Source organism: Kallipyga gabonensis, assembly GCF_001286805.1.
GTDB classification, from domain to species: domain Bacteria; phylum Bacillota; class Clostridia; order Tissierellales; family Peptoniphilaceae; genus Kallipyga; species Kallipyga gabonensis.
Map to the genome: position 1 here is coordinate 51,087 of NZ_CXYV01000002.1, position 25,849 is coordinate 76,935.

General features: G+C 51.3%; 24 protein-coding genes. All 24 read right to left on the reverse strand.

Annotated features, from left to right (window positions below; all coding sequences use genetic code 11):
• Positions 1-24: 24 nt before the first annotated feature.
• Positions 25-2,472, reverse strand: a complete 2,448-nt coding sequence (gene lon / locus BN2373_RS01660) for an endopeptidase La (RefSeq protein WP_053942461.1) — start codon at positions 2,470-2,472, stop codon at positions 25-27.
• Between the two features lie 104 nt (positions 2,473-2,576).
• On the reverse strand, positions 2,577-3,848 hold the full coding sequence (gene clpX, locus BN2373_RS01665) for an ATP-dependent Clp protease ATP-binding subunit ClpX (RefSeq protein WP_053942462.1): 1,272 nt from the start codon (positions 3,846-3,848) through the stop codon (positions 2,577-2,579).
• A 19-nt stretch (positions 3,849-3,867) separates the two neighbouring features.
• Positions 3,868-4,449, reverse strand: a complete 582-nt coding sequence (clpP, locus tag BN2373_RS01670) for an ATP-dependent Clp endopeptidase proteolytic subunit ClpP (protein WP_053942463.1) — start codon at positions 4,447-4,449, stop codon at positions 3,868-3,870.
• Positions 4,450-4,480: 31 nt separating this feature from the next.
• The gene (gene tig / locus BN2373_RS01675) at positions 4,481-5,866 is read right to left on the reverse strand and encodes a trigger factor (RefSeq protein WP_053942464.1); all 1,386 of its coding nucleotides are present in this window, start codon (positions 5,864-5,866) and stop codon (positions 4,481-4,483) included.
• Between the two features lie 80 nt (positions 5,867-5,946).
• Positions 5,947-6,933 carry an aspartate-semialdehyde dehydrogenase gene (locus BN2373_RS01680; protein ID WP_053942465.1) on the reverse strand — a complete coding sequence of 329 codons (987 nt, stop codon included), beginning with the start codon at positions 6,931-6,933 and terminating at the stop codon, positions 5,947-5,949.
• A 12-nt stretch (positions 6,934-6,945) separates the two neighbouring features.
• Entirely contained in the window at positions 6,946-8,742 is a 1,797-nt protein-coding gene (locus BN2373_RS01685) for a homoserine O-acetyltransferase/O-succinyltransferase family protein (protein WP_053942466.1), read from the reverse strand.
• A gap of 26 nt (positions 8,743-8,768) precedes the next feature.
• Positions 8,769-10,043 (reverse strand): O-acetylhomoserine aminocarboxypropyltransferase/cysteine synthase family protein, encoded by a 1,275-nt coding sequence (locus BN2373_RS01690; RefSeq protein WP_053942467.1) that lies wholly within the window; start codon positions 10,041-10,043, stop codon positions 8,769-8,771.
• A gap of 466 nt (positions 10,044-10,509) precedes the next feature.
• Positions 10,510-10,869 (reverse strand): hypothetical protein, encoded by a 360-nt coding sequence (locus tag BN2373_RS01695; protein ID WP_053942468.1) that lies wholly within the window; start codon positions 10,867-10,869, stop codon positions 10,510-10,512.
• A 226-nt stretch (positions 10,870-11,095) separates the two neighbouring features.
• The gene (locus BN2373_RS01700; RefSeq protein WP_053942469.1) at positions 11,096-11,287 is read right to left on the reverse strand and encodes a FeoB-associated Cys-rich membrane protein; all 192 of its coding nucleotides are present in this window, start codon (positions 11,285-11,287) and stop codon (positions 11,096-11,098) included.
• Between the two features lie 69 nt (positions 11,288-11,356).
• Positions 11,357-13,543 carry a ferrous iron transport protein B gene (gene feoB / locus BN2373_RS01705; RefSeq protein WP_053942470.1) on the reverse strand — a complete coding sequence of 729 codons (2,187 nt, stop codon included), beginning with the start codon at positions 13,541-13,543 and terminating at the stop codon, positions 11,357-11,359.
• A gap of 101 nt (positions 13,544-13,644) precedes the next feature.
• The gene (locus tag BN2373_RS01710; protein ID WP_053942471.1) at positions 13,645-13,872 is read right to left on the reverse strand and encodes a FeoA family protein; all 228 of its coding nucleotides are present in this window, start codon (positions 13,870-13,872) and stop codon (positions 13,645-13,647) included.
• On the reverse strand, positions 13,856-14,131 hold the full coding sequence (locus BN2373_RS01715) for a FeoA family protein (RefSeq protein WP_053942472.1): 276 nt from the start codon (positions 14,129-14,131) through the stop codon (positions 13,856-13,858). Before BN2373_RS01715 ends, BN2373_RS01710 begins: the two co-directional genes overlap by 17 nt.
• A 168-nt stretch (positions 14,132-14,299) precedes the next feature.
• Positions 14,300-14,470: a hypothetical protein gene (locus BN2373_RS07800; protein WP_156296231.1), complete on the reverse strand. Its 171-nt coding sequence runs from the start codon at positions 14,468-14,470 to the stop codon at positions 14,300-14,302.
• 303 nt (positions 14,471-14,773) lie between these two features.
• Positions 14,774-15,598, reverse strand: coding sequence for a DegV family protein (locus BN2373_RS01720; RefSeq protein ID WP_053942473.1), 825 nt, complete (start codon positions 15,596-15,598; stop codon positions 14,774-14,776).
• Between the two features lie 26 nt (positions 15,599-15,624).
• On the reverse strand, positions 15,625-17,022 hold the full coding sequence (locus tag BN2373_RS01725) for a CCA tRNA nucleotidyltransferase (protein WP_053942474.1): 1,398 nt from the start codon (positions 17,020-17,022) through the stop codon (positions 15,625-15,627).
• The gene (glmM, locus tag BN2373_RS01730; RefSeq protein ID WP_053942475.1) at positions 17,019-18,380 is read right to left on the reverse strand and encodes a phosphoglucosamine mutase; all 1,362 of its coding nucleotides are present in this window, start codon (positions 18,378-18,380) and stop codon (positions 17,019-17,021) included. Before glmM ends, BN2373_RS01725 begins: the two co-directional genes overlap by 4 nt.
• 156 nt (positions 18,381-18,536) lie before the next feature.
• Positions 18,537-19,508 (reverse strand): G5 domain-containing protein, encoded by a 972-nt coding sequence (locus BN2373_RS01735; protein WP_053942476.1) that lies wholly within the window; start codon positions 19,506-19,508, stop codon positions 18,537-18,539.
• Positions 19,509-19,627: 119 nt separating this feature from the next.
• Complete coding sequence (gene rsmI / locus BN2373_RS01740; RefSeq protein ID WP_053942477.1) at positions 19,628-20,467, reverse strand: 16S rRNA (cytidine(1402)-2'-O)-methyltransferase; 840 nt, start codon at positions 20,465-20,467, stop codon at positions 19,628-19,630.
• 61 nt (positions 20,468-20,528) lie between these two features.
• The gene (locus BN2373_RS07620; RefSeq protein ID WP_019133306.1) at positions 20,529-20,702 is read right to left on the reverse strand and encodes a DUF362 domain-containing protein; all 174 of its coding nucleotides are present in this window, start codon (positions 20,700-20,702) and stop codon (positions 20,529-20,531) included.
• Between the two features lie 136 nt (positions 20,703-20,838).
• The gene (locus BN2373_RS01745) at positions 20,839-22,047 is read right to left on the reverse strand and encodes a PSP1 domain-containing protein (protein WP_053942478.1); all 1,209 of its coding nucleotides are present in this window, start codon (positions 22,045-22,047) and stop codon (positions 20,839-20,841) included.
• A gap of 11 nt (positions 22,048-22,058) precedes the next feature.
• Positions 22,059-22,940: a hypothetical protein gene (locus BN2373_RS01750; protein ID WP_053942479.1), complete on the reverse strand. Its 882-nt coding sequence runs from the start codon at positions 22,938-22,940 to the stop codon at positions 22,059-22,061.
• 11 nt (positions 22,941-22,951) lie between these two features.
• Positions 22,952-23,278, reverse strand: a complete 327-nt coding sequence (locus tag BN2373_RS01755) for a cyclic-di-AMP receptor (RefSeq protein WP_053942480.1) — start codon at positions 23,276-23,278, stop codon at positions 22,952-22,954.
• Entirely contained in the window at positions 23,275-23,901 is a 627-nt protein-coding gene (tmk, locus tag BN2373_RS01760; RefSeq protein WP_082337959.1) for a dTMP kinase, read from the reverse strand. The genes BN2373_RS01755 and tmk overlap by 4 nt, the downstream gene beginning before the upstream one ends.
• Positions 23,902-23,985: 84 nt before the next feature.
• Positions 23,986-25,812, reverse strand: coding sequence for an NAD(+) synthase (gene nadE, locus BN2373_RS01765; RefSeq protein WP_053942482.1), 1,827 nt, complete (start codon positions 25,810-25,812; stop codon positions 23,986-23,988).
• Between the last annotated feature and the right edge of the window lie 37 nt (positions 25,813-25,849).

Below are 25,849 nucleotides of genomic sequence, written 5' to 3' on the forward strand. Positions count from 1 at the left end.
AAGACGGGAATATATTCAAATCCCTTATGCCCGGGGTCTGGACTCATCCCCTTCTTGTCTATCGAGAACCCGGGAAAATCCGATCGTTCCCGATTTTTTATCCGATTCAAAAACAACCTGCTCTTCCCTCTCCACCGGGCTGAGAAGAGCCTTTCGGATAAGATCATCCACCCGGTCGATGGGCTCAAAGGTCATCCCATCGATGGACCCCTTTTCCACTTCTTCCAGGTCTCTCATATTCTCCTTGGGCAAAAAGACATGGGTAATTCCATAGCGTTTTGCAGCAAGAACTTTTTCCCGGATTCCGCCCACAGGAAGAACATGGCCGTTAAGGGTGATTTCTCCGGTCATGGCCACATCGGAGCGAACAGGTCGCTGGGTCAGGATGGAAACAATGGCCGTCAGGATGGAGACGCCCGCTGACGGACCGTCTTTGGGTACCGCTCCTTCAGGCATATGGATATGGATGTCCTCAAATGTGTAGAAAGAGGATGAAATGCCGTAACGACCCGCATTGGACCGGATATAAGAGATGGCAAGTTCAGCCGATTCCTTCATGACCTCCCCCATAGAGCCGGTTAAAAGAAGTCCGCCGCGGCCGGCCATCTTATTGGCTTCGATGAGGAGAAGCTCTCCCCCCACCTCGGTCCAGGCCAGACCGTTAACCACCCCAATTTGGGGGCTCTTAGTCCGCTCATCATCCAGGTACTTGGGCTGACCCAGGAAGTCCGAGAGGTTGGTTTGGTTGACCCGGACCTTGTCGGCCCCTTCCACGATCTTTCGGGCTGACCGCCGGCAAATCTTTCCGATCTGTCGCTCCAGCTCCCGGACTCCGGATTCCCGAGTGTAGCTCCGGATAATGGTCGTCAGGATGGGGCGGGGAATGGCCAAATTGGCTGCCTTAAGCCCCGCTTCTTCCCTTTGCTTTTTTACCAGATAGCGTGCGGCAATCTCCAGTTTTTCATCCTCGGTATAGCCGAGGATCCGGATGACTTCCATCCGGTCCAAAAGAGGACGGGGAATGGTGGTGGTGGTATTGGCCGTGGTAATAAACATGACCTGGGAGAGGTCAAAAGGGATCTCCAGATAGCGGTCATGGAATTCAAAGTTCTGTTCGGGATCCAGAACCTCAAGAAGAGCAGATGCCGGATCTCCTCGGAAATCGGAACCGATCTTGTCCACCTCATCAAAGAGGAAGACGGGGTTCATGGACTTGGACCGCATCATTTGAGCAATGACCCGGCCGGGCATAGACCCGATATAGGTCTTTCGATGGCCGCGAATTTCCGACTCATCCGTAACTCCGCCCAAACGCATGGAAGTAAATTCTCTCTTCACCGCCCGGGCAATAGAACGGACGATCGAGGTCTTCCCTACGCCCGGAGGGCCGACCAGACAGAGGATGGATCCTTTGGAATCGGCACGGAGTTGGCGGACCGCCATGAATTCCAGGATGCGGTCTTTCACATCCTTTAGACCATAATGGTCCCGATCCAGGATTTCCTGGCTCTTGACCAGGTCTTTCCGGTCCTTAGTGAACTTTCCCCAGGGCAAGGCTAAAATCGTATCCAGGTAGGTCCGAGAGACGTTGACATCCGGCGACATGGGCGATAGATAGGATAGCTTCTCTACCTCCTTAAGAACCACTTCTCGTGATTCCTCGGGCATTTTTAAGGCTTTGACCCTGGCCTCGTAACTTTCGGCGACGGAAAGAGGGTCGGATCCGTCGTCTTCAATTTGTTCTCGAAGAATCTGAATTTGCTCCTGAATCAAATAGTCCTTTTGATTCTTCTTCACCCGATCCTGAGCTTCTTCTGAAATCTGTTGTTCAAGAACGGTCAGCTTAGCCTGAAGGTCAAGAGCCGACTGGACCATGACCAGACGCTCATCAACGTTAAGTTCGACGAGAATAGACTTGGCTTCCTCGTAGTTGAGGTCAAGATGGGAGGCTACCTCATCCGCCAGGCTACCGGGGTCATCCGATTGGAGGCGGGGCAAGAGGAGAAAATCAGGAATCCCCATAGAAGTCCGGAAAAAGGAAATCGCTGACGAAGAAACCAAGCGGGCAAGGAGGGCCCGGTTGTCATTTTCATCAAGTTCATCCTTATTGTAATGGTATTTCACCACTTCCGCTTCCACATAAGGTGAGGTACGGATGAAGCGTTGGAGCTCAGCCCGGCAAAGCCCTTCCACGATAATCTTGGAGTTTCCGCCCAAAAGCTGGAAGTTCTGACGAACAGCCACCATAGTCCCCATGGCCATATAATCTTCAAGACCGGGATTCTCCACCGAGGGATCCTTTAAGGCTAAAAGAAGAACCTCCTGATTATTTTTCACCGCTTGCTCAAGAACAGCCTCTTCCCGCTCACTTTCCAGGTCAAAGGTTAAGGCTCCGCCGGGAAAGACAATCTCCGTGCGGGCCAAGAGAACGGGACAGACCGTTTTTTCGATATGATAATACTTTTTTGTCATATTTCCTCCTCTGTCCCGGGCCTTACTACAAGCAAAGGACGATCATCCACAGAGTGGTAAATAAATGAAGGACAGCCGGCCTAGGCCGGCTGTCGAATTACCATTCAACGAACATTCAAGGGCATGGATTGCTGGCCAACCATTTCCGTCTGCCTGAGGAGACGGGGCTCAGCCTCCCCTTCGACCACATCCTTAGTGATAACGCACTGCCGAATATCATCCAAGTCGGGAATATTGAACATGGGCTCACGAAGGAGTTTCTCCATAATCGACCGAAGACCACGGGCACCCATCTTCCGCTCAAATGACTCGCGGGCAATTGCCTCCAGGGCTTCCTGATCAAATTGGAGGTCAACGCCATCCAGACGGAAGAGCTCCTTGTACTGTTTTACCAGGGCATTCTTGGGTTCTAAGAGGATTCGTTGAAGAGCATCCACTGAAAGTTCCTGCAAGGCAACTAAGACCGGCAAACGACCAATCAACTCAGGAATCAAACCGAACTTCATCAGGTCCTCAGGGATGACGTTTTTCAGGGCATCCGATAAGGACTCCTGAGAGTGGTCCACCTTCTCCTGGTTGAAGCCGATGGGATTTTCGCCCCTTCGCTTCTCCACAACCTTTTCAATTCCATCAAAAGCCCCGCCCACAATAAAGAGAATGTTGGACGTGTCCACCTGGATCATTTCCTGGCGGGGATGCTTTCGACCGCCCTGAGGCGGTACTCCGGCCACCGTTCCCTCAATCAGCTTGAGAAGGGCCTGTTGAACCCCCTCTCCGGAGACATCCCGGGTGATGGAGGGGTTTTCCGACTTACGGGCAATCTTATCAATTTCGTCGATATAAATAATGCCGTGTTCCGCCAGTTCCACATCAAAATCCGCAGCTTGAAGAAGGCGGAGGATGATGTTCTCTACATCTTCACCGACATAACCGGCCTCGGTCAGGGTTGTTGCATCGGCAATGGCAAAGGGTACTCGAAGGGTCTTTGCCAGAGTTTGGGCCAGGAGCGTTTTTCCTGACCCCGTAGGGCCAATCAGACAGATATTGGATTTTTGAATATCCACGTCCGTCTCGTGACCTCGATAAATCCGTTTGTAATGGTTATAGACGGCAACGGAGAGGGTCTTTTTTGCTTCCTCCTGGTCAATCACGTAGTCATCAAGAGCTGCCTTGATTTCCATGGGTGACGGAAGCTCTATTTCCGAATCTTGGAAGGCTTCCTGACCTGCCTTTTCTTCTTCAATGATGTCACCACACAATTCGATGCACTCATTACAGATAAAGACTCCGTCAGGTCCGGCGATCATTTTGTCGACTTCATCGGATTTTTTTCCACAAAAAGAGCAGTGGATCGTTTCATCATGGTAATCGGCCATATTTCCTCCGATCCCTTACTTACATGGACTCAATCACGTCGTCGATCAAGCCGTAGTCCATCGCTTCCTTGGCGGATAACCAGCGGTCACGGTCGGTATCCCGCTCCACCTTTTTCAGCGGTTGACCTGTCCGCTCCGAGAGGATCTTGTTCAAGATCTTCTTCGTTTCTAAAATCTTCTTTACGGTGATTTCGACATCAGAGGCCATCCCCTGGGCTCCGCCCGAAGGTTGGTGAATCATGACGTCCGAATTGGGGAGGGCGAACCGCTTCCCCTTTTCACCGGCAGCCAGGAGAACCGCTCCCATGGAAGCGGCCATACCCACACAGATCGTTGACACATCCGACTTGATATAGTTCATCGTATCGTAGATTGCCAGGCCCGCTGTCACCTCCCCACCCGGAGAGTTGATGTAGAGCTGGATGTCCTTGGACGGGTCCTTGGACTCCAGATAAAGGAGCTGGGCAACGATCAAATTGGCCATATTGGTTTCAATGGGGCCTGTGACGAAAATAATCCGTTCTTCCAAAAGGCGGGAATAAATATCATAAGCCCGCTCTCCACGATTGGTTTGCTCAATCACTGTTGGAATTAATGGCATTATACCTCCTCATATGTCTCATCAGTATCCCTTATTCCTGGGATTCTGTCTCACTTTTCTCTTCTTTTGTTTCATTCTCTTCCGGGTCGGCCTTCTTCTCTTCCTCTTTCTTTTGGTCCTTCTCATCCACATACTGGACCTGGTCCATGAGGTGGTCGATGGCTTTTCTCTTCTTCACATCTTCTTCGACCAGCTTTTCGTTGCCCAGTTCCTTAACCTTTTTGATGAAATCATCGGTATCTTTTGCACCGTAAGCTTCGCCGATCTTCTTGAGTTCCTCATTCAGCTCTTCCTCGCTGACTTCCGGTTGAATCTTATCAACCAGGGCCTGAAGACAAAGGTCGCCGGACAGACGGAGGGTGGCCATGGGGCGTTGCTGGGCACGGAAACCGTCCAAATCCATTCCGGTGTACTGGAGGTATTGGTCAAGGGTGATTCCCATCTGACCGACCTGGTTCGCCATATTCCGCACTTCAATCTCTACCTGTTCATCCACCATGGAGTCGGGCAGGTCAAATGTAGAGATGTCGACCAGTCCCTGAATCGCCTGGTTCTCGTGGTCCGCTTTGGCGGCATCCTCAGCCCGTTTCTCCAAGTCCTTGCGGACGGAGGCTTTATAGTCTTCCAGTGTGTCATATTCCGACACGTCCTGGGCAAAATCATCATCCAATTCAGGAACCTGTTTTTCATGGATGTCATTCAAAACTACGTGGAAAACGGCCTCTTTCCCTGCCAAATCCTTGGCATGGTATTCCTCAGGGAAAGTTACATTGACATCGAACTCCTCTCCCTTTTCATGGCCGATAATTTGGTCCTCAAAGCCGGGAATAAAGGAACCGGATCCGATTTCCAGGTCGTGTCCCTGGTCTTTTCCCCCTTCAAAGGGAACTCCATCGATCGAGCCCTCATAGTCAATGTTTACCGTATCTCCATCCTGGACGGGACGATCTTCAATGGGTTCAAGAACGGCATTTTTTTCCTGCTCCCTCTTCAACACATCCTCAACCTGGTCATCCTTGACTTCAACCGGGCGTTTGACCACCTGGATGGTGGAGAGGTCCCCTAACTCGGGGTGAGGGAGGAGGTCAGTCGTTACTTCAAGGACGATGGGCTTTTCCTCATCCATCTCCTTGAGGTCAATATCAGGCTGGCCAACAGGTTCCAGACCCAATTCCTTGGTCGCTTTGTCAATCTCCTGAGGAAGCATATCATTCAGGCCCTCTTCAAAAAAGATGCCTTTACCGTAGTTAGCTTCAATGATTTTCCGAGGAGCCTTCCCCTTCCGGAATCCGGGGATCTGGAAACGGCCTCTAAGTTTTTTATAGGCCTCATTCATAAAGGGTTCAAGATCCTCATGAGCAATTTCAAGCGTATAAACGGCCTTGCCGTTTTCCTTCGATAGCAATTTTGCAGTCATATTTTCTTCATCCTCGCTTTGCTAATTCAAATAATAATCACAGGCACACTATTTAGACATTATACCACAGTCCAGCAGGCTTAATCGCTCATTTCGTCCAATTTTCGCTGAAGGAGAAGCTCGGCAATCTCCACTGTATTCAAGGCAGCACCTTTTCTTACATTATCCGCCACCGTCCAGAGATTAAGCCCATAGGGAATAGAAGGATCCCGACGGATCCTTCCGACGTAAACCTCATCCGTTCCGGCCAAATCCCTGGGCATGGGGTATACTCCCTTTTCCGGCTGGTCCAAAACAACCACCCCATCCTGTGAACGTAGGCAATTGCGGACTTCTTCCAGGTTAAAATCCCTGTCAAGTTCCACGTTGATCGAAACGCCGTGACAGCAAGGAACCGGAACCCTGACGGCCGTAGCGGTAACCGGAAGATGAGGTCTGGATAAAATTTTCCGGCTCTCATTGACCATCTTCATCTCTTCCTTAGTATACCCGGACTCCAGGAAATCATCGATTTGGGGAAGGAGGTTATCTCGAATAGGATGGGGATAGGCAAAGTTTGTTCCCTCTTCTAAGTCTTTAAGCCCTTTCACGCCTGAACCTGAAACCGACTGGTAGGTGGAATACACCACTCTTTTCAAGCCCAAGGCCCGGTCAAGAGCAAACAAGGGGGCCATGCACTGGATTGTTGAACAGTTGGGGTTGGCAATGAGTCGGGCTTCCCCTATAGCTTCCGGGTTGACTTCCGGAACTACCAAAGGAACCTGGGGATCCATCCTGAAATAAGAGGAATTATCGACAACCTCCAATCCCACTTCCAGGGCCAGGGGGATAAACTCCCGGGAAACTTCCCCACCGGCCGCAAAAAGGGCAAGGTCATATCCCTGGAACTCCTCTGACCGCAGGGTACGAACTTCCAGGTCTTTTCCTCGGAAGGGCAGGGTATTCCCTGCTGATCTTTCGGACGCCAGACATTTTACCTCATCCGCCGGAAAATTTCTTTCTTCCAATAGGGATAGGATGGTCCCCCCAACGAGGCCGGTCGCCCCCACTACAATGACTTTTACCATGATTACCCTCCCTTAATCGCGGACTTCCGTTCCGGTGCCCGCTGCATTATTTGTATTTAAGAAGCGAAGAACAATATTCTTTTCCCGGACCGGATCAATGGCTTCCCTCTGGTAAATGGCAGCTCCCCGGTCTACAATTTCCGATAATTCCTCGTAGGAAAGACGGGGGATCTTTCGGGCTGTCCGGTCCTTCTGAGGATCTGCTGTCATCACCCCATCCACATCTGTCCAATTCTCATAAACGGCCGAATCCAAAGAGGAAGCTAAAAGGGAACCGGTAAAGTCAGAGCCTCCCCGAGGAAAGGTCACAATCTTCCCATAGTTATCCGCCCCGTAGAAACCCGGAACGACCACCCGGTCCTTCTCCTTAATCTTTTCTCGGATCAACCGTCTGGTCTCTTCCAAGTCGACCCGCCCATCCGGTCCCACCCGGATCAAATCCTTGGCATCCACCAGGTCGTAACCCAGGTAGGCGGACATAATTTTGGCGTTGATATATTCTCCACGAGAAACAATATAATCTCTGTCCCGGGCAGAGGCCAGGTCGTTCAAATCCTTATCCAGCCCTTCTCTGACTCCTGGGCCTAAGCCCAACTGATCTACAATGTCCCGGAAGCGACCGGCAATCTCCTCCGCATTCTCCTTTGCCTCTTTCTCATTTTGGTTCAGGACTTCCTCAAGGCGGTCTATGACCCGGCGGATGTCCTCCCGGTCACGCTTAAGCTCATAATCATGAATCAGGCGATCGGTCAGCTTGACGTCCTCCTGCCTCCGTTTCCCCGGTGCTGAGACAATGACCACCCTCCGGTCATGGTCAGCCTGGATGATCTGTTTGACCTGTTCAAAGTGGACAGCATCGGCTAAGGATGATCCGCCAAACTTGGACACCGACTTGGCTTTAATCTGGTCAACGGAAAAGGGCGTTTCCTGGTAGACACAATAATTGAGCCAATTGGAAAAGAAGAGGTTGCCTGCCGACCGCCAGGATACACGAATGCCCTGGTCGGGGTCCTCATTGCGGTAGTAGTGGAGGGGAGGGTCGGTGGCAATCCCCTTCTCCCTGTCCCTCCGGTACTCCTTATCCAAAGTCCCCTTGTCATATTCCCAGTGGCCGAAATTAAAGAGAAGTCGGTTATCCTTGGATGCCGCTAGGGCCACCCCGGTATCGGGCCGACCGGCCAGGACAACCAGGTCCTCCAATCCGGCCAGATCCTCTTCCGCCACGTAGGTGTGACGGGAGTGGGGTTGTGCGAAAATATCGTCAAAGCCTTTGAGCACCTTGGCATGACCCTTTTTCTCAAATTCAAAGACTCCAAAAATCTTTTTTTCCGCTGTCCGTGCCTCCACGCCATAATAGTGGTAGAGGGCTGCTTGGGCGGCCCAACAAATAAATAAGGTGGAGTAGACATTTTCTCGTGCATAATCCAGAATATCTCTCAGTTCATCCCAATATAAAATATCTTTATAGTCCAGCCTTTCCACCGGAGCCCCGGTAATAATCATGGCATCATACTTCTCCCCCTTGATCTCTTCAAAGGTCTTGTAGAGCCTATCCAAACGCTGGTGTTCCACATGACGAGACCGGTAGGAGGCCGTTGTTAAAAAGTCAATCTTAATCTGAAGGGCTGTATTGGCCAGCATTTTGACCAGTTGAACCTCGGTTTCTTCCTTAGCCGGCATGAGGTTGACAATAGCGACCTTCAAGGGTCGAATGTCCTGGCTGGACGCCCGGTCCGGAGACATGGTAAAAATGTTGTTTTCTTCAAGTATTGAGGGATCAATCAGCTTGTCCGGCAAGATAATGGGCATAAGCGTTCCTTTCTCTTTTGGCCTATTTAATCAAGAAAGGCCTGCGTCAGGTCTTCCAATAGATCATCCACTCCTTCCAGACCGACAGACAGACGGACCTGGTTGGGTGCAATGCCTGCAGCTCTCAAGGCTTCTTCGGAAAGCTGGCGGTGGGTCATAGAAGCGGGATGGAGGACATGGGTTCTGAGGTCGCCGACATGAACGACCAGGCTAGCCAGGCGAAGACGGTTGATCCAGGCCTTGGTCTCCTCAATTCCACCCTTGATCCTCAGGGCGATGACTCCTGATCCGCCCTTAGGCAGGTACTTATCGGCCAGACTCTTATAGGGTGAAGAATCCAGAAGAGGGTAAGAGACAGACTCGATATGCGGATCTTTTTCCAGGGCCCGGGCAATCGTCAAAGCACTCTTACTATGTCTTTCCATCCGTAGGGCCAGGGTCTCCGTTCCCAGGTTGGTTAACCAGGCATTGAAAGGGCTCATGGTCGTGCCCAGATCCCTCAGGTAGACTGCCCGGGCCTTCGTCAGATAGGCTGACTGACCAAAAGTCTCGGTATAGGATAGGCCGTGATAGGCCGGATCCGGGTCCGTCAGGCAGTCAAACTTCCCCCGGTTCCAATCAAACTGTCCCGAATCGACGATAATGCCTCCAATGGAAGTCGCATGGCCATCCAAATACTTGGTGGAAGAGTGAACGACAATATCCGCTCCGAAACGGAAAGGCTGACAGAGAAAGGGGGTCGGAAAGGTATTATCCACAATGAGCGGGAGGTCATGGGCATGAGCCAAGCCGGCCACCGCTTCAATATCCAGAACTTCTACGCTGGGATTGGCCAGGGTCTCTGCAAAAATAAGTTTCGTCTTATCTCGAATGGCCCCTTCCAGAGCTTCCGGATCATTCAAGGGGACAAAGCTGGTCTCGATGCCGAACTTCCGAAGGGTGGAGTCGAATAAGGTGTGGGTGCCCCCGTAGAGGTTGTTCATGGCAATGATGTGGTCGCCACAAGATGCCAGGGTCAGGATGGACAGGAGGGTGGCCGCCTGACCGGAAGAAACGGCAAGGGCCCCGATCCCACCTTCTAAGCTTGCAACTTTTTTCTCCAATGCTTCCACGGTGGGATTGGAGATCCTGGAATACATATGACCTTCTGCGGCAAGGTCGAAGAGATCAGCGACCTGGTCGGCCGTATCGTACTTAAAGGTTGTGGACTGATAGATGGGCAGGATTCTCGGCTGACCGGCCTTGGGTTGATAGCCACCCTGTACACAAGCTGTTTCCAAACTATAGTTTTTTTCTGACATAATTGTCCTCCTTTTCGTCATTGATTTGACCGTCTTCCCCGGTCGGCTATCATCGCCAACCCTTTTTCCCAGGATTCCCGGATGGTCAGGAGAATAAAAAAAGCTCCCGTCCCTAAGGACGAGAGCTTGCACTCACGTGTTACCACCTTATTTCATCTTTTCCTCACGAAAAAGACCTCGCAGGTACAAACATACCCTGTCGCTATAACGGGCGAACCCGTATCCGGCTAGACATCAAAGTGTCTCACCGTATCCCAAAAAAGGCCATCTTCTCTTCCGTCTTCACCACTTCTCTCAGCAAATCGAAGCTCTCTGTAGGATCAGCCCGAAAGATACTCTCCTTTTTGTCCGGTTTTCCTATTGCTAGAAATCCTACCACGTCATGGGCGCTTCTGCAAGTCCTATTCTTCTTTTAGAAATAAACTGATTCAAGATGACTCAATCATTTTTCCCCTCTGATACACTTCTATGCCCTCTTTGATTTCCATACAAAGTAAATAGTATACATAAGAGTAGGAAAAAGAAAAAGAGAAACAAACACAACGACATTTCCAACAGTCGGTTCATAAGAAGAAGGAACACTGGCAAAAAGGACAAGGAGGAGAACGGCATTTAAGAAAAGAGCTATGCCTAATATGGGCAAGATCTCATGAAGACTCGTTTTATTATCTGCAAAATACATAATACCAGCGAATTCTGGAAGTAAAAACCCAGTATAGCTTTCGATAATCTCTCCATATGAGTCCGGGAATATCCAACTCAGCAGAAAAAGTCCAAAAAGGAGGATGGTTGCCTGACCTAAAAAAGATAAAAAACGTTTCATCATTTATGCCTTTCAGGTTTTCTATAGGTAAATAATAAGCTATTCACAAATCATCTCCTCATCTGAAATAATAATATCATATAAAACAGTAAAAATTCCATCTGCATTTTTTTGCTTGTATAAGACAATCTTTAATTAAAAAATAGTAAAAATAAAAAAAAGCTCCCGTCTCTAAGGACGAGAGCTTGCACTCACGTGTTACCACCTTATTTCATCTTTTTATCAGGGCTTACCGGCAGGAAGATTGACAAGGAGATTCAGCTGGTTCCTTTCTTCCATGTAGGTTCTCCTGCCTGGACTTCATACAAGTCGAGCAATGGGGGCAGGAGGCACATCCCCCTTGTTTGTGGTCCTTCACGAGTTTACGAACCAGAAAAACCACCAGGAGGGCTACTCCGGCAAGAATAAGAATATCCGGCATCCTTCCTCCTTTCTAAAGGTCGGCTTGCTTGCCGACCGTGATTCATCAAACAGGGTTACGGGTGTTCAGTTACCGGCTCTCTCCATAGGCGGGCTCGCCCTCTAAAAGTTTCTTGGTGGGGTCGGGCCGGAAAAGGAGATAGAGGCCAAAGAGGAGGACGGCCAGGGCGACAATGGTCCAAATAGTGACCCCAGCTCCTGTAAAGAAGAGGGCTCCCTGGTAGAAGATCAGGGACAGGGAATAGGCGAAGAGGGTTTGGTAGCCCAGGCCCATGAGGGTCCACTTCCGACTGGGCAGCTCCCGGTTCATGGCTCCGATGGCCGCAAAGCAGGGGGCGCAATAGAGGTTAAAGAGGAGGAAGGAGAAGCCGGAGAGGGCGGTATAGTGGGAGGTGATGGGGGCCAGGGCCTGCCAATCTCCCGCTTCGATGAGGTCGAGGGCATCGCCCGAGACACCGAAGATGATGCCCACGATGGACATGAGGTTCTCCTTAGCCACCAGGCCGGAGACCGTACCTACTGCGGACTCCCAGTTGTCGAAGCCCAGGGGCTTGAAAATCCAAGCGAAGGACCGGCCGATGGCGGCCAAGATGGATTCATCAACGGCTTCATCCACCCATCCTAAGCCCTCGGGGGTAAAGCCCACATGGAGGAGGGTGGTGATGACAATGGAGGAGAGGAGGATGATGGTCCCCGCCTTTTTCACGAAAGCGGCGCAGCGTTCCCAAACCGACCGGAGGATGCCGGACAGGCTGGGCAGACGGTATTCCGGCAACTCCATAACAAAGGGAGAGGGGTCGCCGGCAAAGCGCTTAGTTTTCTTTAAGATAATTCCGGAAACAATAACAGAGCCAATCCCGATGAAGTAGAAGATCGGGCCAAACCACCAAGCACCGCCGAAGAGGGCGCCGCCGAAGAAGGCGATGATAGGGAGCTTGGCTCCGCAAGGCATAAAGGAGGTCGTGATGGCTGTCATGTAGCGGTCTTTATCATTTTCGATGGTCCGGGAGCCCATGATGGCAGGAACGGAGCACCCGGTTCCGATCAGCATGGGGATGAAGGACTTGCCGGACAAGCCGAATCTCCGGAATATCCGGTCCAGGATAAAGGCAATCCGGGCCATATAGCCAGTTTGTTCCAAGAAGGCCAGGCAGAGGAAGAGGACCGCCATCTGGGGGATAAAGCCCAAAACAGCACCCACGCCGGCGATCACGCCGTCAACGATCATTCCGATCAGCCAGGCGGAAACGCCTATATTTTCCAGGAATGTTTGGGTCCCTCCCTGGAGCCATTCAGCGACGAAGACGTCGTTGACCCAGTCGGTTCCGAAGGTGCCAACAGTGGAGATGGAGAGATAGTAGACCAGGAAGATGACCAGGGCAAAGATAGGCAGGGCCAAAATCCGGTTGGTCACAATCTGATCAATCCGGTCTGTTAGGGACTTCTTTCCGGGATTCTTTTCTTTATAGACCCCGTCCAGAATCTTAGCAATCTCGCTATAGCGGGCAGCAGAAATGATGGACTGGCTGTCATCATCCTCCTCATCTTCAAAGGCCAGGATTCGGTCTTCCATCGCCTTGGGGATGGTGACCTCCTTCAGGGTCTCTTCATCCATCTCCAGGGCCTTGATGGTCAGCCAGCGGTCACTGATGGCATCGAACTTCTTCTTGGCTTCCGGCTCGATGGTGACGGTAGAAAGTTCCTTATGGACTTGTTCGATGGCCTCTTCGATTTCCGGACGGAAGGTCATGGGGCTGGGTGCTTTCCCGGTCAGAAGGCTGGCGTTTACTGCGTTGACCAGTTCAGGGATTCCCTCCTCTTTTAAGGCAGAAATCTCCACCACGGGAAGGCCCAGACGGGCGGAGAGGGCCTGGGTATCCAGCTGGTCGCCCGATTTCTCGACCATATCCATCATGTTGCAGGCCAGGACAACCGGAATCCCCATGTCCATGACCTGGCTGGTAAGGTAGAGGTTTCTCTCCAGGTTGGATGCGTCAACGATATTGATAATGCAGTCCGGTTTCTCATCCAGGAGATACTTCCGGGCAATGACCTCTTCCATGGTATAGGGGGAGAGGGAATAAATTCCCGGAAGGTCAACCAGGCTCAAGTCCTTATTCTTTCGGATCTGGCCCACTTTCTTTTCTACGGTGACACCGGGCCAGTTTCCCACATGGGCAGAGGCCCCGGTGAGGAGGTTGAATAGGGTGGTTTTTCCGGAATTCGGATTGCCCACCAAGGCAATGGTCTTCTTCATTTTCTACACTCTTTCTATGTATCCGATCTCGTCCCCTCTTCTTGAGCGGTTTCGTTAGTATATGCTAACTCCAAGGGAAAAAGAAAGGGCTCCAGCCCGACTTAGATGCTCTTTACCTCAATATCCTTTCCATCTTCCTTACGGATAGTCAGGTTATAGCCTTTAATTACAATTTCGACAGGGTCACCCAAAGGAGCAACCTTAACTACCTCAAAAACACTGCCTTTAATCAGGCCCATGTCCTGAAAACGCCTCTTCAAAGGACCACGTCCGTGGATCCGGACCACCTCAGCCCGGTCCCCCGGTTTCAGGTCAAGTAAAGTTTTCACGAAATATTCCTCCTTGAATTTCTGTCTCCGCTCCCGCAGATTCCTGAAGATGGACTTGAACCTTGTCCAAGAGCTCTCGGGAAACTCCCAAACGGGTCTGGTTCAGTAAAATAATATAGTTTTGGTGAAGAGAAGAGAGAAGCTGGACATTCGCACCAGGTACCAGACCCATGTTGGCCAACTGGCGTTGAACCTTGTCCCTTCCCCGTATGCTGTCAACGATGTAGGCTCTGCCCACATCCGCCATAGATAAGTTCATTCTTTCCTCCTCTCTATATCTGAAATCCTATGTACTATCGTAAGCCTATATTAACATATGATTATCCTTTTGTTAATAGCTGCTAACTGAAAAAATGACAAAAAAAATTGGCATGGATATCCATGCCAATGTCAGCATTGATTTTTGCCCTTTGTCAAGGGCTTTTTCTTATTGGTTAATGGCGTGCATGGGGGAAATAACGATGACACCGCCAAAATCGCTCATCATGCGAACAGGTTCCTTAAAATCGTGGTTGGAGATGAAACCCATGGATGAGTGCTGGCTTGCCTTTTTGTTATTCCGCTTATCACTGTCATGACCCAAGAAAAATTTCAACATTTTGATTTCCTTTCTACAAGACTGATTCTTGTCCACCAAAGTTAACATTTTTCCCGTTAATCAAGTGATACACAAGTCTACGGGAGATTGTTATCTATAACTAACAACTTACACCATTACTACTATACCATAATTATTCAAGAATACAAGGGGTTTTTAGAAATTTTTCTCGTTTTTTTTATTCCTAATAAAAAATTCGCAAAACCATTACTTCCCTAACAATGCTGATTAAAAAAGTCCCGGGCCAAGGCCGGGACTTCGACAAAAAAGCAGACAGTTTTTCGAACAACCAGGATCTAACGACTAATAGGCTACGACCACGCCACCTTCATTAGCGTAAACCGTTACCAATCCCTTGGCGGAAAGAATCTGTACATCCTTAAACGGAAGGTTCTTGAGCCGGTCTTTAATAAAGTTGGCCCTTTCTTCTGCCTGGACATGAGAGATGTAAAGGGTTCGTTCAGACCAATCAACCGGGTCATCTTCGATCTTCTGACATAAGGCTTCCAGGGCGGATTTCATCCCCCGTTTGATCGAATCTACCGCTATCTTCCCTCTTTCCCCTCGACTGATGAGCTTGATGGATAGTCCCTTAGCCAATCGTCCTGCCACTCTGGGCATCCGTCCCGACTTGGATAAGGTGGAAAGATCATCCAGAACAAACCAGGTCCTCAGGCCATCCACATAGGCCTGGACGGTCTTCCGGATTTCTTCACCGGACATTTCCAAGCCTAAGCATTCCCGGATCTTACAAGCCACAGCCGTCACTCCCGAGGACGCGGACAGGGAATCAAAGACGTAGACTTCCTTCCCCGATTCTTCGAGCTCTTCAGCGGCAATAAGGGCATTGGAATAGGTCCCCGAAAGCTTACTGGAAATGGTGACCATATAAACCCGGTCTCTCCCCTGACCTTGGTCGATAAAAAAGCGAGGAGGGACCCCGGCGGTCTTCGCGGCTTCCTCTGAAGCTCGAATATCCGCACGAAGCTGGGCCAGATCAATGGAATCGTCGTCCACGTAATGATTGCCATTGACATCGATCGACAGGGGAACGCTGACGATCGAGCTTGACTCCTTAATGTCTTTATTCATATCGGCTGATGAGTCGGCAATGATTATTGTTTTCATTCTATCTCCTTGCCTAACCGGCTTGCTTACGAAATAGAGCCTTCTCCATCGGAAGACCCTCGAGCCTTTTTTGCATGGGCCATGAGGGCTTCCCGGGTATTTTCAAGCTCTCCTTCGATGACCAGGTTCAGGAGCTCCTCCAGAGTCTCCCCGATTTGTCTCCCCTGATTATAACCTAAATCCATCAGATCCCGACCTCCAATTGATAAATCGGAAATCTGCGTGGGAAGACTGTTCCGCTTTACCGTCCGCACCAAGTCCATGGCCCGGATAATTTCTTCGCGATAGTTCTCCAATCGGGAACCCGGACCCCTTCTCCGACCAATTTCAGATTTTTTTCTTTCCCGGAAGGCATCCGGCCCCGACTTGCGGAAAAGAAGGTAGGGCGTAGCCATATCTCCCAGGTCTCCGACAAAGGCTTGGGCATGGGGAAGGTCTTTCGGAAGTTCAAGATCCTCGCGGAGAAGAAGGGCGACCCGATTATGAAGTTCATTAGAGGATTTGAATCTCCTTAAAATCTTCTTTGCCCATCGGGACCGGCTATCCCCTTGCTTGGGGGAAACCGAAGAGAGAAGACAGGCCCAACGATAAAAATCTTCGTGTGGAAGGAAGTCGTAACGCTGCTTTGCCAGGGGCGAGTCGATTTCAGGGATGAGAACTTGAAGAAGGCCCAGGTTTTCCATGGCCTCCATGGCCCGGCCGGCGGACTTATCCATCAACATCCGGGTCATCTCCTCCAGACACCGCTCCATAGAAATCTTGTTCAGGTCTTCCTTGTGATTTTCGATCGCTTTCCGGAGGTGGGGTTCCAGGATCAGACTTAGCCGGGCAGCAAAGCGGACGGCCCGGAGCATCCGAAGGCCATCTTCTTCGATTCGGTCCTCGGGATTTCCTACCGCCCGGAGGAGGCTCTTTTTGAGATCTTCCCTTCCGTCAAAAGGATCCAGGAGCCCCCTCTCGGGGTGGTAGGCCATAGCGTTCATGGTAAAGTCCCGGCGAAGGAGGTCCTCCTCAATCTTGTCCGCATAGGTCACCCGGTCGGGGTGACGGCCATCCCGGTAGCCCTCCTCTGACCGGTAGGTCGTAATTTCATAGGGGAGGTCCTTCCAGACCACCTTGATCGTGCCGAAGGACTTGCCCACATCGACGGTCTTGCAGTCAGAGAAAACCATCTCGACCTCCTGAGGACGGGCATTTGTGGCAAAGTCAATGTCGTGGAGGTCAACTCCCTCGCCCCAAACCGGCTCCTCTTCTTTATTATGGAAAAGAGACTTCATCCGGCCCAAGGGGCCCGTTATTTGTCCGGTTTTGATGGGATTGGCAGCCAGGTAAGCATCCCGGGCCGCACCTCCTACCACCCAGGCTTCATAACCGGCACTTTCCAAGCGGGCAATGATGTCTCTGGCCGGTTGAGGAAAGGTCATGCCAGGAGCCCCGCTTGACTGATGGCCTCAACAATATCATCGACAGCCTGCTGGCAGACATCCGGATTCAGATGCTCCGCCATGACCCGAAGGACGGGTTCGGTTCCGGAGGGCCGGACAAGGGTTCTCCCTTCTTCACCCAGGCCCGTCTTAACCCGATCAATGGCTGCGAGAACCGCATCGTTATGAAGAACAGTCTTCTTGTCTTTGACCCGGACATTTTCCAGAACCTGGGGATAGGCTTTAAGAGGGGCATGGAGGCTGGCTAAGTCGGTCTTCTCCTCCACCATAATTTCCGCCAGACGAATAGCGGTCAGGATCCCGTCGCCTGTTGTCGCATACTTGGAGAAGATGATATGTCCCGACTGCTCACCGCCAATGGAGTAGCCATGATCCATGAGTTCCTTTGCCACAAACTTATCCCCTACCTTAGTCTGAATATAATCAATGCCGGATGCCTCCAAGGCCTTGTAAAGGCCGAAGTTGGACATGACGGTGGTGACCACCATGTTCTTATGCAGTTGCCCCCGGTCTTTGAGGTAGTTTCCGGCGATGTAAAGGATGGCATCCCCATCGACCACTTCCCCATTGTTATCAACGGCAATACAACGGTCGGCGTCCCCATCGAAGGCAAAGCCCACATCCAATCCCTCACTTTTGACAAATTCAACCAGCTGGTGGATATGGGTGGATCCGGCATCCCGGTTGATATTGACCCCGTTGGGCTTATTGTTAATCACATAGGTTTCTGCCCCCAGAGCATCAAAAACGTTCTTGGCGATCATGAAGGAGGCACCATTAGCACAGTCCAGACCGACCTTTACCCGCTTAAAGGACCGGAGGGCAGTGGAAATCAGGTAGCCCGTATAGCGGTTTCTACCAACGACATAATCTCGAACTTCCCCGATCTCCCCCTGTTCGGCCAGGGGAAGGTCGTCCTCGTCCCGATCAATGTAATCCTCGATCTCTTGGAGAATATCCTCCTCCATCTTGGCCCCTTCTTCCCCAATAAGCTTGATCCCATTGTCATAAAAGGGGTTGTGACTGGCCGAGATCATAATCCCGCAGGCAAAGTCGTCCGCCTGGACGCAGTAGGATACGCTGGGGGTTGTTGTCACATGGAGAAGATAGGCATCCGAGCCGGAAGAAGTGATCCCTGCGGACAGGGCCATCTCCAGCATATAAGAGGAACGCCGGGTATCTTTCCCGATCACGATCCGGGGACGGGGATTGGCTTCATCCCCTTCAAAATTCTTTTTATAATAATCGCCCAGGAAACGCCCGATTCGATAGGCATGGGCTGCTGTCAGCTCCTTATTGGCTTCCCCACGGAAACCATCTGTTCCAAAGTATTTCATCCTTTCCTCCATTCGCCGGTACAAAATTCCATGTCAGGATTTCCCTTTCTGCAAAAGGAATCCCGAATGGGAGTCAACCTATTTTACCTCAAATCAAAAAATCCTGTCAGATCGGCGAACCAATCTGACAGGATCTTCATCGTGTTGGGCTTTTTCTTATCGAATGTAGACATCCAGGTGGTTGCCCACGGTTCCCCGATCATAGATCTTTCCGGGCCCACCGAATGGTGTGGGATAAACCGTTCCTTTGGGTGCAGAACCGGCCAAAACAATGTAGCCGTTCCCGTCGCAGACATAGCCGGCCCCGTTGACGTGCCTTCCGGGAATTCGGAGTCCGTAGCCGGGAAGGACGGATTGAGAATAGTAAGTAAAGCGGTAACCGCCCCAATTGATCACGCCCTTATGCATGAACTGGCCCAGAGTGTAGGCTGCAGAAGAACTCCCTGCGGCTGCCGGAGCCTTCTTCGTACCTTGAATGACAATTTTTTTGACCGGCTCGCTGGTGATCTCATTGCTCAGCTCGGTTTCCTTGACCAGGTCTCCATTTTTATAGATCCGTTCTGTGGTGATGGTCCGCTGCCCCTTCTTTCCTTCCTGCTCCACCTTACTTTTTCCCCTATAGAGCTTGTCGGATTTCCGGGTTTCCACGTCAAAGGCAATCTCCTCGACTTCCTCATCCACCTTCCGATCGATGTGGTCAAGAGAAACTTTTATCCCATCTTCCAGCTTGGCCAACCGAGCCGGTTCAATTTCATCATCCCGGTCAAATTGGGCATTTTCTTCATCAAGGAATTCCCCCACTGTCGCTGCGTAACTCGTGCAGGTCTTGGTCTCTTTGCCATCGCGGAAATGGACAATTTTTTTTGTCTCCACTTCAACTTCCATCCCATCTTCCACAGAGGCATCCAGGTCAAGCGAAGAATGAGCGTCTTCTAAATTCGTATATCCGGCTTCGATAAGGGCTTCCCTGAGTGTTGCTTGCTCCGTCCGGATTTCCATCTCTTCACCGTCCAAGTTGACAGAGATATCCTTAGGCCGGTTGGCGTAGGCCCATGTTCCAAAAATGACGGAAAGGGCGAATATTGCCACAAAGAGTAGAATTTGTTTTCTTAAAGAGTAGTCTCTCATTAGTCCTCCAAAATTTGCTTTTGTAACTATTTTGTTACCGATAGTTGACTTGTTAATGATACATAGGCCGCTTGAGGCTTTCAAGTCTTTTTCAAGCTTTTGGAGGGATTTGCCCGTATTTATTTCATTTTTGTAATATTTAGAGCTTCCTGATAGAGGTCATTTTTAGCCAGGCCTGACCATTCGGCTACTTCCTTGACCGCATCCTTGGTCGACCAACCCTGGTCGATCAGGGTCTGCAGGCGGTCGACCACCCTGTCCATGTCAGGGGCTTCTTCCTCCGGATCCCGGCCTTCCAGGACCAAAACAAACTCTCCCTTTTCGACAAGGTCAATCTCTTCAACTTCCTTGCCCAGGAAAGATAAGCGTTCTTCATGGGCCTTGGTCCATTCACGAAGGAGGGCCATCCTCCGCTCCGGCCAGCGTTTACCGAATTCATCTACAGTCTTCCGAATCCTGTGGGGAGCCTCATAGATGACTGCAGCCATTTCCATCCGGTCAAGATTTTCCAGGGCTTCCTGACGCTCTCTCCCTTTTCGTGGAAGAAAACCCAAAAAGGCATAGGTCCCCCGACCCAATCCTGATGCCACAAAGCAGGCATCTGCTGCAGAAGGCCCGGGCAAAACGGTAAAAGGAAGGCCGCGGTCGATGGCGTGACGGATAAGAATTGAACCGGGGTCTGAAATCCCCGGCATTCCCGCATCGGAGATCAGGCAGACCTTCTTTCCCTCCGCCACCCGGTCCAATATTTCCTGAGACCGGGTTTCTTCATTAAATTTTTCATAAGAAATCAAAGGGGCATGGACCTCATAGTAGTCCATAAGGGGACCGGAATGTCGGGTGTCCTCACAGGCAATAAGGTCTGCCTCCCGTAGAACCTTAAGGCTACGCAGAGTAATATCCTCCCTATTCCCTATTGGGGTAGGGACAACAATAAGGACGCCCATATTCTCAGGCATAGTCTCCTCCTTTTTCAATAAAAAAAGGCTCCCCCGGAAGGGGAGCCCGATGACCTACTGACTAGTCTTCGTCAGGAATGATGGAGTCTGTGGGGCAAACACCCGCGCAAGCACCGCAATCGATGCAGACATCCGGATTGATTTCATAGATGTCGCCTTCAGAAATTGCACCGGTGGGGCATTCGTCCATGCAGGTCCCGCAAGCAATGCAGGTGTCCAAGATTTTATAAGCCATAAATTTCCTCCTCTTTTATGTAAGGTTTTCTAGCCAAACCTTCATGCCTTGTTACAAATTCATCATACCAGAAAGTGGCTGAATGTCAAGAAAAAGACATGGACTTCCATCCTCATCAGCCTCTTCCTGTTCGTCCTTACTTCCTCCTCCGTCTCCGGCCCATCTTTCTTCTTTTTGGCTTCACTCTCCCTTTCGCCGCGTAAGGTTCCTGGAAAGGACGAGTTTCTTCTGTTTTCTTTTCCGGAGAATGTTTTTCTTCTTCATCGTCACCGTCTTCCGGCAACTTTTCCTCTATAAAATCCTCTTTTCCCCCAATCTCCGGATCTTGTTCAGAAATAGCCCCCGAATCTTCCTCTTCCCGGCGACAAGGACAGGGGCAGGTTCGGGTAATTTCTTCATCCGATTCCTCCTCGTCATCCGCCCTGTTCGCTGCCAGTTCTTCCTCACGGAGGGCCTTTTTCTCCCCTTCCGTCACAAAGTCATGATCCTCCATGCCTTCCCAAAGGTCAGGTTTGGAGTGACCTTTTTTCCGCTTTTGAAGGATTTCAATAGCATCTACACTATAGTATTTTTCATCCTCCGTCCCGTCATCTTTATAGACATGGACTCGGACTCGGGTCTGAAGAACATCCCGGTCCACAACGTGGCCCTGACCGTCTTCCGTTAGGACCAAAGTTCCCTTGGGAGGGACTTTTTTTGTATTGGCCTGGTAGACTTCCTGCTCATAATTCAGGCAGCACATGAGCCGGCCGCAGATACCGGAGATCTTGGTGGGATTGAGAGATAGACCCTGGGTCTTGGCCATCTTGATGGAAACAGGGTCGAAATCCCGCATGAAACGGTGGCAGCAAAACTCCTGGCCACAAGGGCCGATCCCGCCCAAAAGTTTAGCCTGGTCCCGGACCCCGATCTGGCGGAGTTCGATCCGAGTGTGGAAATTCTGTGCCAATTCTCGAACCAGTTTACGAAAGTCCACCCGGTGGTCAGCGGTAAAGTAAAAAATGAGTTTGGACCGGTCAAAGGTGAATTCCGCCCCGACCAGGTTCATTTCCAATTTTTCTTCTGCAATTTTTACCTTACAAAATTCGATGGCTTCTTTTGCACGATCGACATTATCTTCATGGATTCTCAGGTCTTCTTCCGTAGCCTTCCGAACCAATTCGGGAATCTCATCGGGCAGGAGGTCATCCGGCAGGCTAATATTCGAAAGAGCCACATGACCGAACTCCAATCCATGGTCAGAAGGACAGATGGCCCCCTCATCCAAACGGAAAACTTCCTTTCCGGGGCGGTAATATTCCAACCTCCCGGTGGCCTTAAATCGGACACCGATGACTTCTTGCATACTTTCCTCCTCTATATAGAAACGCCCTGTTTCCCTGCTAAATGAAGGCAGAGATCCTCAAGGGCAAGTTTTGGGTTCCAGTTTTTTTCCAGGCCCTGACGGGTTTTCTCAATGGAAAGTAGGGCGCGACTGATCCTGTCGATGTTGGTTGCTTGTGCCAAATCGATCAGGTTTGACCGGCAGGAGATAGGCCCCGGCAATTCTCCGCTTCCCGATTGATAGGCCATAATTTCATGTAAATAATACATCCAGGCATCTAAAAGGGCAGAATAATCCTCCTGCCAATTTTCTAAAAGTGCTTTAGAGAGGAATATCCCCTCTACCTTCCCCGTCAGAAGGTCTCCCAGAAGATCTAAGGCTAAGGGGTCATCGACCGCAGTGTCTTCCCTGCCCAGAGAAAGGATCCGAAGCCGTGACTGTACGGTTAAAAGAAGCTTTGACCGCTGCCCTGCTCCCAAAATCCAGACAACATGGCCGGGAGGCTCTTCCAGAGACTTTAAGAGGGCGTTCTGGGCCGGTCCCTGCATGGTATCCGCCTTTTCCAAAAAGATGACTTTATAGTCCCCCTGGATGGGCTTTTGATACATGAGAGCGGTGAGTTGGCGAACCCGGTCGATGGATATTTTGTCCTCTCCCTCGAAGAAAAGATCCGCTGCCGATCCCGAAAGGATACGGTCCCTATCGACCCCGCCAAAATCTACCATGATGCGGAGAATCAGAGCCCGGGCTACTTTTCGGACCCTTTTGCGGCCCCCTTCCAAAAGAAAGGCATGGGCAAGGTGGTCCCGGTCAAAAAATAAACCGGATTGACGGAGAATCTCTCTTTCCTCTTCCCTGCTTCCCTCGTAGGAATCAAAAAGGCCGGTAAAAAGCTTGTCTTGTCGCTTTGCCATGCCCGCCCTTCCTAGAGTCGGTACATGGTATCAATATCGAGCTGGAAGATGGTTGCTCCGCCCACTTCAACCTCCACAGGGATGGAAGGATACATGCCGGGATCCAATTGGGGGTTCATGATAGGGGTAACGGCGGTTCGTCTGGAGCAATTTTTATTGATGACGGCCAGGGCCGAATCCACTTCGTTATCTTCCACCCCTAAAAAGAGGGTGGTATTTCCGCTCTTTAGAAAGCCACCGGTGGAAGAAAGCTTAGTCACCCGAAAAGAATTCTCCACTAACTCTTCCATCAAGCTGGCGGCATCTCCATCTTGGACGATACAAATCAATAGCTTCATGATAATGCCTCGATTCTTTCTAATATTGTTTGCCAACAAGCCTCCAGAATTTCCTCCGGAGGAGCCAGAGCATCCACCCGGTAGACCTGGTTGCTGGCTTCGATCGCCTTTTCATACCCCTCCCGGATCCTCCGGAAAAAGTCCATGCCCGACTTTTCCAGCCGGTCTGTTTCCCCCTGATTTTCCTTCCTTTTCAAAAGGTCAAGAGGGTCGGCATCCATGTATAAAATTAAATCCGGCCGGAGACCTCCGGTGGCAAAATCGTTGATAGCCTCCACCTCCGGAATCCCCAAATCCCGGGCATAGCCCTGGTAGGCCAAAGAGGATAGGACGAAGCGTTCCGTAAAAACGTGCCGGCCCCGGTCCAGGTTGGGACGGATGCGTTGGGACGTGTGCTGGGCCCTGGCTGCGGCATACAAGAGGGCTTCGCAATGAGGGTCCATCTCCGTGTTTCGGTTATCCAGGAGGATGTCCCGGATTTCTTCACCGATGGGGGTCCCGCCCGGCTCCCGGGTGAAGTCCATATCCAGTCCGGCCTGACGAACTCTTTCCCTCAGGCCATGGACCAGGGTCGATTTTCCTGACCCGTCGGATCCCTCTAAAGAAATAAAGATTCCTCGCATGATTGACTCATTTCTAATTTATTTTATCACATTACTATCATTGAAGATGAAAAATCGATTTCTCTATTGATACCCGATCCTCGTCTATTTTTCACCTTCCAGGAGGGCATCCACCTCTTCGAGGAAAACTCGCCCGTCCAAATCCGAGGCCATGGTCCAATTCCCTCTGGGAGACAAAGAAACCGGGCTGGCCTGTGGGCCATCGGGCATGGCTGACCGCTTAAACTGATTCTTGAAAAAACGGTCATAGAAAATCCGGAGGCAGGCCAGGATTTCCTTCCGGCTGTATTCCTCAAAAGCCCGGTCGGCATAGTCCAAAATCCGCCGGGGACCGGCCCCATAGAGAGCGAAGTAATAGAGGAAAAAGTCATGAAGGTCATAAGGTCCGATAATTTCTTCAGTCTTCTGGGCAATTTCCCCATCCTTTGGAGGAAGGAGCTCCGGAGAAACCGGGGTCTCCACCACATCCAGGAGAACCCGGGCCAATTCCTCTTCCCCTTTTTCCCGGAAACTATCCGCCTCATAGCGAACCAGTGCCCTGGCCAGGGTCTTGGGAATGGAGGCATTGACCCCATAGGAGGACATCTGGTCCCCGTTGTAGGTGGCCCAGCCCAGGGCAATTTCGGAAAGGTCCCCTGTCCCCAGGACCAGACCCCCATGAAGGTTGGCCAGGTCGAAAAGAATTTGGGTCCGCTCCCGGGCCTGGGCATTCTCAAAAGCCAGGGACCGATCTCCTTCCTCCAGGCCAATGTCTCGGAAGTGGATCCGGAGAACCTCCTCCAGGTCAATCTCCCGGAAGTCCAAGTCCAGGGACCGTGCCAACTTTCGGGCATTTCCCTTGGTTTTCTCCGAGGATCCGAAGGCCGGCATGGAAACCGCATGGATCCCTTTACCCTCCAAGCCCAGGCGGTTGAAGGTCCGGAGGGCGACCAGAAGAGCCAGGGTAGAATCCAGCCCCCCTGAAATTCCGATCCAGACATCCCTGGTCCCTATGGCTGACATTCTCTGGGCCAAACCAAGGGCCTGGATGGACAGGGTCTCTTCCAAACCCTCCTCATCTTCCGGCAAAAAAGGGTGTTTGGGATAGGTCCGGCTTGTCGTCTGATGGAAGGGCGGGTCCATCTCCTCCTCCGTGTCCGTCTGAACCCGAGGCAAGAGAAGGCGGGACCGGTATCTCTCTCGGGCTTTCTTCAGGAGGAAGGGGTCCAGGTCGGCATAGATGAAGCCTTCTCCCTCTCCTTCCTTCTTCTCGGCCAGGATATGGCCATTTTCCGCGATGAGGGCCTGGGTGGAATAAACCCGGTCTGTAGTGGACTCACCCGGACAGGCCGAGACCATGGCCAGGGCCAGGCCGTCTGCCGTCAGGACCTCCAGGGCCTTCCTCCGAGCCTTAGCCTTCCCCGGAAGGAAGGGCCGGGCTTGAGCCAGGAGAAAAAGGTCGGTCGCTTCCGAGATTCTGTCCGGAGAGAGGCGGGCGGCCTGGTCATCCGAGATAGAGGCCAGGGAGAGGGATTTGAAGGTATGGCCGGCCTCCTCCAAAAAGAAGGGGGATTCTTCCGGGGGCTCCGGACCCCTCTTTCCCAGGACAATGAGGTCCCCCCGGTAAGCCAGGACCATGGCCCAATAGGCTCCCCCACCGGAAATAAGAGGAAGACCAAAGACCAGGGCCAGGTCCAAGTCCTGCGTTCGGTCGGCTAAAGACTCCGCCTCCTCCCAGGCCCGCTGACAGAAAAACTCCTGACCGGAAAGATCTCCGACCGTATGACCGGTCAGGGTTCCCTCCGGAAACAGGGCTAAATCCACTTCTTCCCGGGCCATGACCCGAGCCATCTCCTCCATCGCTTGCCGGTTGAGATCCATCCTCCCCAGGCGGATCTTTGGCATGCCGCAAGCGAGTCGAAACAATTCCATATCCCCTCCTTATCGAAAAAACCGCCGGACGGCCGGC